The sequence below is a fragment of the Bradyrhizobium sp. genome (genome assembly GCF_030654605.1).
Classification (GTDB): Bacteria; Pseudomonadota; Alphaproteobacteria; order Rhizobiales; family Xanthobacteraceae; genus Bradyrhizobium.
In genome coordinates, this window is record NZ_JAURXB010000118.1 from 42,594 (window position 1) to 49,183 (window position 6,590).

At 65.5% G+C, this 6,590-nt stretch carries 6 protein-coding genes; 3 read left to right on the forward strand and 3 right to left on the reverse strand.

All coding sequences use genetic code 11. The features are described 5' to 3' along the window. Positions 1-84 precede the first annotated feature (84 nt). Positions 85-1,728: an acyl-CoA dehydrogenase family protein gene (locus tag Q7U29_RS12285; RefSeq protein WP_304741745.1), complete on the reverse strand. Its 1,644-nt coding sequence runs from the start codon at positions 1,726-1,728 to the stop codon at positions 85-87. 44 nt (positions 1,729-1,772) lie between these two features. Continuing rightward, positions 1,773-2,543 carry a M15 family metallopeptidase gene (locus Q7U29_RS12290; RefSeq protein ID WP_304741760.1) on the reverse strand — a complete coding sequence of 257 codons (771 nt, stop codon included), beginning with the start codon at positions 2,541-2,543 and terminating at the stop codon, positions 1,773-1,775. Between the two features lie 181 nt (positions 2,544-2,724). Between Q7U29_RS12290 and Q7U29_RS12295 the strand changes: the two genes are divergently transcribed. From Q7U29_RS12295 to plsY, 3 genes are read left to right on the forward strand one after another with little or no spacing between them, the layout of a single operon-like run. Further along, positions 2,725-3,678, forward strand: coding sequence for an aspartate carbamoyltransferase catalytic subunit (locus tag Q7U29_RS12295; RefSeq protein ID WP_304741747.1), 954 nt, complete (start codon positions 2,725-2,727; stop codon positions 3,676-3,678). A gap of 4 nt (positions 3,679-3,682) precedes the next feature. After that, positions 3,683-4,984, forward strand: a complete 1,302-nt coding sequence (locus tag Q7U29_RS12300) for a dihydroorotase (protein ID WP_304741749.1) — start codon at positions 3,683-3,685, stop codon at positions 4,982-4,984. 14 nt (positions 4,985-4,998) lie between these two features. Then, positions 4,999-5,592: a glycerol-3-phosphate 1-O-acyltransferase PlsY gene (gene plsY / locus Q7U29_RS12305; protein WP_304741751.1), complete on the forward strand. Its 594-nt coding sequence runs from the start codon at positions 4,999-5,001 to the stop codon at positions 5,590-5,592. 145 nt (positions 5,593-5,737) lie between these two features. Here plsY and Q7U29_RS12310 read toward each other — a convergent pair. Beyond that, positions 5,738-6,590: amidase (locus tag Q7U29_RS12310; RefSeq protein WP_304741753.1), on the reverse strand; the 853-nt coding region annotated here is incomplete at its 5' end.

Genomic DNA, 6,590 nt, shown 5'->3' on the forward strand with positions numbered 1-6,590 from the left:
TGACCCGGCCATCCACGTCTTTCTCTTCATTCGAAAGAAAGCAAAACGTGGATGCCCGGCACAAGGCCGGGCATGACGAGATAGTTAAGGCAGCGCCCGCTCCAGCAAACCCCGGATATCGTCATTGGCCAGATCCACCGCGCCATACATGCTGGCATGATTCTGCCCCAACCGGGTCGCCGCGAACAATTCGGCATGGCGCGGCGACACCTGATTGAGTGCTGCAGTCGCCGCCAGCAGCGCCAGCTTCTCCACCGCCAGCCTTGCGACGCGCTCGCCGTCCGGGCGGCGGAACGCCCTGGCGATGAAGGCCACCGCCTCACCCGCCCCCGGCAAGCCGCTGGTTTCCCCGGCGAGACCCTGCAACACCGCGGCCGCCGCATCGGCCTCGCGCGACAGCGCCCGCAGCACGTCCAGGCACATCACGTTGCCTGAGCCTTCCCAGATCGCATTGACCGGCGACTCCCGGAAATGCCGCGCCAGAATGCCCTCCTCGACATAGCCGTTGCCACCGAGGCACTCCATCGCCTCGTACAGGAATCCCGGCGCGCTCTTGCAGACCCAGTACTTTATGGCGGGAGTCAGCAGCCGCATGAAGGCCGCCTCATTGGCATCAGCGGGCGCGCGGTCGAACGAACGGCAGAGCCGCATCACCAGCGCGATCGACGCCTCGACATGAACAGCCATGTCCGACAGCACCGCCTGCATCAGCGGCTGATCGGCCAGATGTTTTTGAAACACGCTGCGGTGACGGGCGTGGTGCAGCGCATGCGCCAGCCCCGAACGCATCAGGCCGGCCGAGGCAATCGCGCAGTCCTGCCGCGTCAGCTGCACCATCTGGATGATGGTGCGGATGCCCTTGCCCTCGTCGCCGACCCGCTCGGCATGGGCGCCGAGAAATTCCACTTCCGAAGAGGCATTGGAGCGGTTGCCGAGCTTGTCCTTCAGGCGCTGAAACTGGATCGCGTTGATCGAGCCATCAGGCTTGAAGCGCGGCATGAAAAAGCAGGTCAGGCCCTCGTCGGCCTGCGCCAACACCAGGAAGGCGTCGCACATCGGCGCCGACATGAACCATTTATGCCCCGAGATACGATAGAAATCGCCGTCGCGCTCCGCTCGCGTCATGTTGGAGCGCACGTCGGTGCCGCCCTGTTTTTCCGTCATGCCCATGCCGAGCGTCATGCCGCGTTTTGTCCGCCACGGCGCGAAGCCCGGATCGTAGGTGCGCGTGCCGATCACCGGCATGGTCTTTGCCAGCAGGTCCGGCTGAACCGCCAGTGCCGCCACCGAGGCGCGGGTCATGGTGATCGGGCACAGATGTCCCGTCTCGACCTGCGCGGCGATGTAGAATTTTGCCGCACGCACCACCTCCGACGCCCCGCCGGCCGGCCTGCCCTGCGCGTCCCAGGTCGAATTATGCACGCCGGCATGGGCGCTGCTTGCCATCAGTTCGTGATAGGCGGGATGAAACTCGACCTCGTCGCGGCGGTTGCCGCGCGAGTCAAAAGTCCGCAGTTTTGGCGTGTTCTCGTTGGCGATCCGCCCCCGCGCCGCCATCTCGGCCGAACCCCAGTGCTGGCCGAACTCGGACAGTTCCTTCCCCGCCGACGATCCGCCATTGGCCACGACGGCCTCGACCAGCGGGCGATCGGCGTTGAAGAGATCAACGCCCTCGAATGGCGGCGACTGGTTGAACACTTCGTGTGTGGTGAAGGAAGGCTGGGGCATGGCGGACTTCCGGCTGTCTCGTCTGGCTCGACGCCGACTCTATCTCAACGCCGCCTGATCGGAAAATCATACGCCTGCCCGCCCGCGCCCGGCATCGAAAAATGCCACCATTCCTTCGAATAGTTGACAAAACCCTGCTTCGCCATCGCGGCCACCAGCATGTTGCGCCAGCGCCGTTGTGCCGGCGTGATGCTTCGCGCCGCGGTGTGCGATTTCACGTCGGAACAGTCATAGCCGGTGCCCATGTCGACGCTGGCTTCCGGCGCGCGGGCGGCTTCGGGTGCGGTGCAGTCAGCATAGGTTTTGGCGGGATCGAAAGTGGCGGAATTGTCGGCGGCAAGGTCAACCAAAGTGAGATCGAGCGCGACCCCGGTGGAGTGCTGCGAACGCTCGGCGATATAGCCCAGCCGGAACAGGTCTTTCTTGGGCAACGCGGGGTTATAACGCCGCTCGGCCGCCGTCTCCCGCCCGTTCTGCGCCCACACCACCATGTCGTGCGAGGCGCGCGCCGGCCGGTAGCAATCGAACATCTTCAGCGACAGGTTTTGCCTGGCCAGTTCCGCCTGGACGGCTTTCAACGCCCAGCCTACGCGCCGCTTCACCACGCATTCGGCCGCGTCGTAACCCGAAAGCCTGCGGCCGACGAAATTGTTCGAGGAGGCGTAGCGTATGTCCTGCAGGATGGTGGGATCGACGTCGCGCAGAAAGACAAAATCGCCGGGCAAGGGCTGGGATGCGGCCGGGGAAACGGCCGCGCTACCGATAACGAGCGCGATCACAATTACTTTCACGAACCACCCACCTCCGACCGTCATGGCCGGACTTGTTCCGGCCATCCACGTCTTTTTTGCGGGGATTTGCATAAATTGCAAAGGAAGACGTGGATGCCCGCGACAAGCGCGGGCATGACGGGCACGGGACAGACCGGGGGATAACTCGCATGAGCCCTATTCGCGCTTGCCCCGCGCGCGAACCCTGCCTATAGGTCTCGTTTTAATGACCCCTGTATCGAAATCGACCTTCGTCCTCGGTCACCGGCATCTGCTGGGAATCGAGGGCCTTTCCGCTGCCGACATCACCGGCCTGCTCGACCTCTCCGAGGAGTATGTCGAGCTCAACCGGCAGGTCGACAAGAAACGCACCTCGTTGCGCGGCCGCACCCAGATCAACCTGTTCTTCGAGGCCTCGACCCGGACCCAGTCCTCGTTCGAACTGGCCGGCAAGCGCCTCGGCGCCGACGTCATGAACATGTCGGTGTCGTCGTCCTCGATCCGCAAGGGCGAAACCCTGGTCGATACCGCGGTGACGCTGAACGCCATGCACCCGGATATCCTGGTGGTGCGGCACCATGCTTCCGGCGCGGTGGAACTGCTGGCCCGCAAGGTCGACGGTTCCGTCATTAACGCGGGCGACGGCGCCCATGAGCATCCGACGCAAGCCCTGCTCGACGCCCTGACCATCCGCCGCAACAAGGGCCGGCTCGAAGGGCTGGTGGTCGCGATCTGCGGCGACGTCATGCATTCCCGGGTGGCGCGCTCCAACATCCTGCTGCTCAACATCATGGGCGCCCGGGTCCGGGTGGTCGCACCCTCCACGCTGCTGCCGCGCGGCATCGAGCGGATGGGCGTCGAGGTGGCCCGCGACATGCGCGAGGGGCTGAACGGCGCCGATATCGTCATGATGCTGCGGCTGCAGCGCGAGCGCATGAACGGCTCGTTCGTGCCCTCGACCGGCGAATATTTCCATTATTTCGGGCTCGACCAGAAGAAGCTCGCTTACGCAAAACCCGACGCGCTGGTGATGCATCCGGGGCCGATGAATCGCGGCGTCGAGATCGACTCGATCGTGGCGGACGGCGCGCAATCGCTGATCCGCGAACAGGTGGAAATGGGAGTGGCGGTGCGGATGGCGGTGCTCGAAGCGCTCGCCCGCAACCTGCCGAACGCGTGACATCATGCTGACCGACCGCCGCCCGATCCTGCTCGCCAACGCCCGCGTCGTCGATCCCTCCAGGGATTTCGACGGCCCCGGCGACGTCCTGATCGCCGACGGATTCATCCGCGATAGCCGGCGCGGCATTGGCGCGGCCGGTGTCCCTGAAGGCACCGACATCATCAACTGCGCCGGCAAGGTCGTGGCCCCCGGGCTGATCGACATGCGCGCCTTTGTCGGCGAGCCCGGCGCCAGCCACCGCGAGACCTTTGCTTCCGCCAGCCAGGCCGCGGCCTCCGGCGGCATCACCACCATCATCTGCCAGCCGGATACCTCTCCCGTCATCGACAATTCGGCGACGGTGGATTTCGTGCTGCGCCGCGCCCGCGACACCGCGATCGTCAACATCCACCCGATGGCGGCTTTGACAAAAGGCATGCGCGGCGAAGAGATGACCGAGATCGGCCTTTTGAAGGCCGCCGGTGCCGTCGCCTTCACCGACGGCGACCGCAGCGTCACCAATGCGCAGGTGATGCGGCGCACCCTCACCTACGCCCGCGACTTCGACGCGCTGATCGTGCACCACACCGAAGATCCCAATCTGGTCGGCGAAGGCGTCATGAACGAGGGCGAGTTCGCGGCACGGCTGGGACTGGTCGGCATCCCCAATGCCGCCGAGGCCGTGATGCTGGAGCGCGACATGCGCCTGGTCGCGCTGACCGACGGGCGCTATCACGCGGCCTCGCTGACCTGCATCGAGTCGCTGGAAATCCTGCAGCGCGCCCGCGATGCTGGTCTTTCCGTCTCCGCCTCGGTCTCGATCAATCACCTGACCCTGAACGAGAACGACATCGGCCCGTACCGCAGCTTCCTGAAACTGTCGCCGCCGCTGCGCACCGAGGACGACCGCCTCGCGCTGGTCGCCGCCGTCGCCTCCGGGCTGATCGACGTCGTGATGTCCGACCACAATCCGCAGGACGTCGAAGTCAAGCGGCTGCCGTTCGCGGAAGCCGCCTATGGCGCAATCGGGCTGCAGACCATCCTGCCGGCCGCCTTGCGGTTGATCCACAATGGCGCGACCGATTTCAAAACCCTGATCCGAGCGATGTCGACGCGCCCGGCCGAACTCTTGGGCCTGCCCGGCGGATCGCTGCGCGCGGGCTCGCCCGCCGACGTCATCGTGATCGACCCCGACACGCCGTGGGTGCTCGATCCCGCCGATCTCAAATCGCAATGCAAGAACACGCCGTTCGACGCCGCGCGGTTTTCGGGCCGCGTGGTGCGCACCATCGTCGGCGGCCGCACGGTGTTTGAGCATGTCTAATGGGAGCCAAAGCGATGTCGCCTGAAGCATGGCTGCCGATGGGGCTCATCATCGGCTATCTGCTGGGATCGATCCCGTTCGGGTTGATCCTGACAAGACTCGCCGGCACCCAGGACCTGCGCTCGATCGGCTCCGGCAGCATTGGCGCAACCAATGTGCTGCGCACGGGCAACAAGGGGCTTGCAGCCGCGACGCTGCTCGGCGATGCGCTGAAGGGTACCGTCGCGGTGGTCATCGCGGGCTATTTCGGCGGCCCCAACGCCGCGATGCTGGCAGCACTCGGCGCCTTTCTCGGCCACCTGTTCCCGGTCTGGCTGAAATTCAAAGGCGGCAAAGGCGTCGCGGTCTATATTGGCGCGCTGATCGGATTGTTCTGGCCGGCGGTGGTGGTGTTTGGCCTGCTGTGGCTGGCCACCGCCGTGACCACGCGCTACTCGTCGCTGTCGGCGCTGGTCGCAAGTTTCGTCACGCCGATTTTCTTCTGGTGGTTCGGCCACCCCGCGCTGGCCTCCCTGTTCGCCGTCATGACCATGCTGCTGTTCTGGGCGCACCGTGAAAACATCAAGCGGTTGCAGGCCGGCACTGAGGGACGGATCGGGGAGAAGTGACGACGTTTCGGATTTCGTAGGGTGGGCAAAGCGTCCGCCGTCGCTCAACGAGCGAAGGCGGAAGCGTGCCCACCATCTTTCGGGCCACGCGAATGAAGAACGGTGGGCACGGCGCGAAGAATGCGCCTTTGCCCACCCTACGATTCTACGATCGCCCCAACGCCTCTTCCACGAATCTCGCCGCCGCCAGCGCCCCCGCATCGTTGCCGAACCGCGCGATCACCTGCACGCCGACAGGCAATCCGCCCTCGGTGACATAAGCCGGAACATTGACGCAGGGCACGCCCATCAGGGTCCAGAGCCGGTTGAAGCGGGGGTCGCCGGTCGAAGCCAATCCTTTCGGGGCCACGCCCGGCGCCGAAAACGTCAGTAACACGTCGAAATCATCGAAGATTTTCGCCAGCGCCTTGCGGGCGCGGTTGGCGACGCTGCGCGCGGCGTCGTAGTCGGCGGGCGCAATTCCCACACTTTCGTCGAGCCGTCCGCGCAGCAGCGGCGGCATGTCGGCGTGTCGCGTCCGGTATTCCCAGGCCAGCGCCCGATGCGCCTCGAAATCCTGCAGGGTGGGATGAATCCGCCACGCCTCGCCGACAATGTCGGGCAAGTTCAGTTCGCGTACGCTCGCCCCGGCGCGTTCCGCCGCCTTTGCTGCGAACTGCAGCGCCTCGGCGCCCGCCGCTTCCGGCGCGCCGGCAAAATCCTGCGTCACGATGCCGATGCGCGGCGTCTCGATCGGAGTACCGAGCTTCAGTTCGGCCCTGCCGGTCATTGCCGACAGTCCCTGCGCGAGGTCTTCGACACCGGCCGCGAACAGCCCGACCGTGTCGAGCGTCCAGGAAAAACATTTCACACCTGTTGTCGGCAGCATCCGGAACGACGGTTTGATCGCGGCCACGCCGCAGAACGAGGCCGGCCGGATCACCGAACCGCCGGTCTGCGTGCCCAGCGCCAGCGGAATCATGCCGGCCGCGACCGCCGCCGCCGAGCCCGAGGACGAC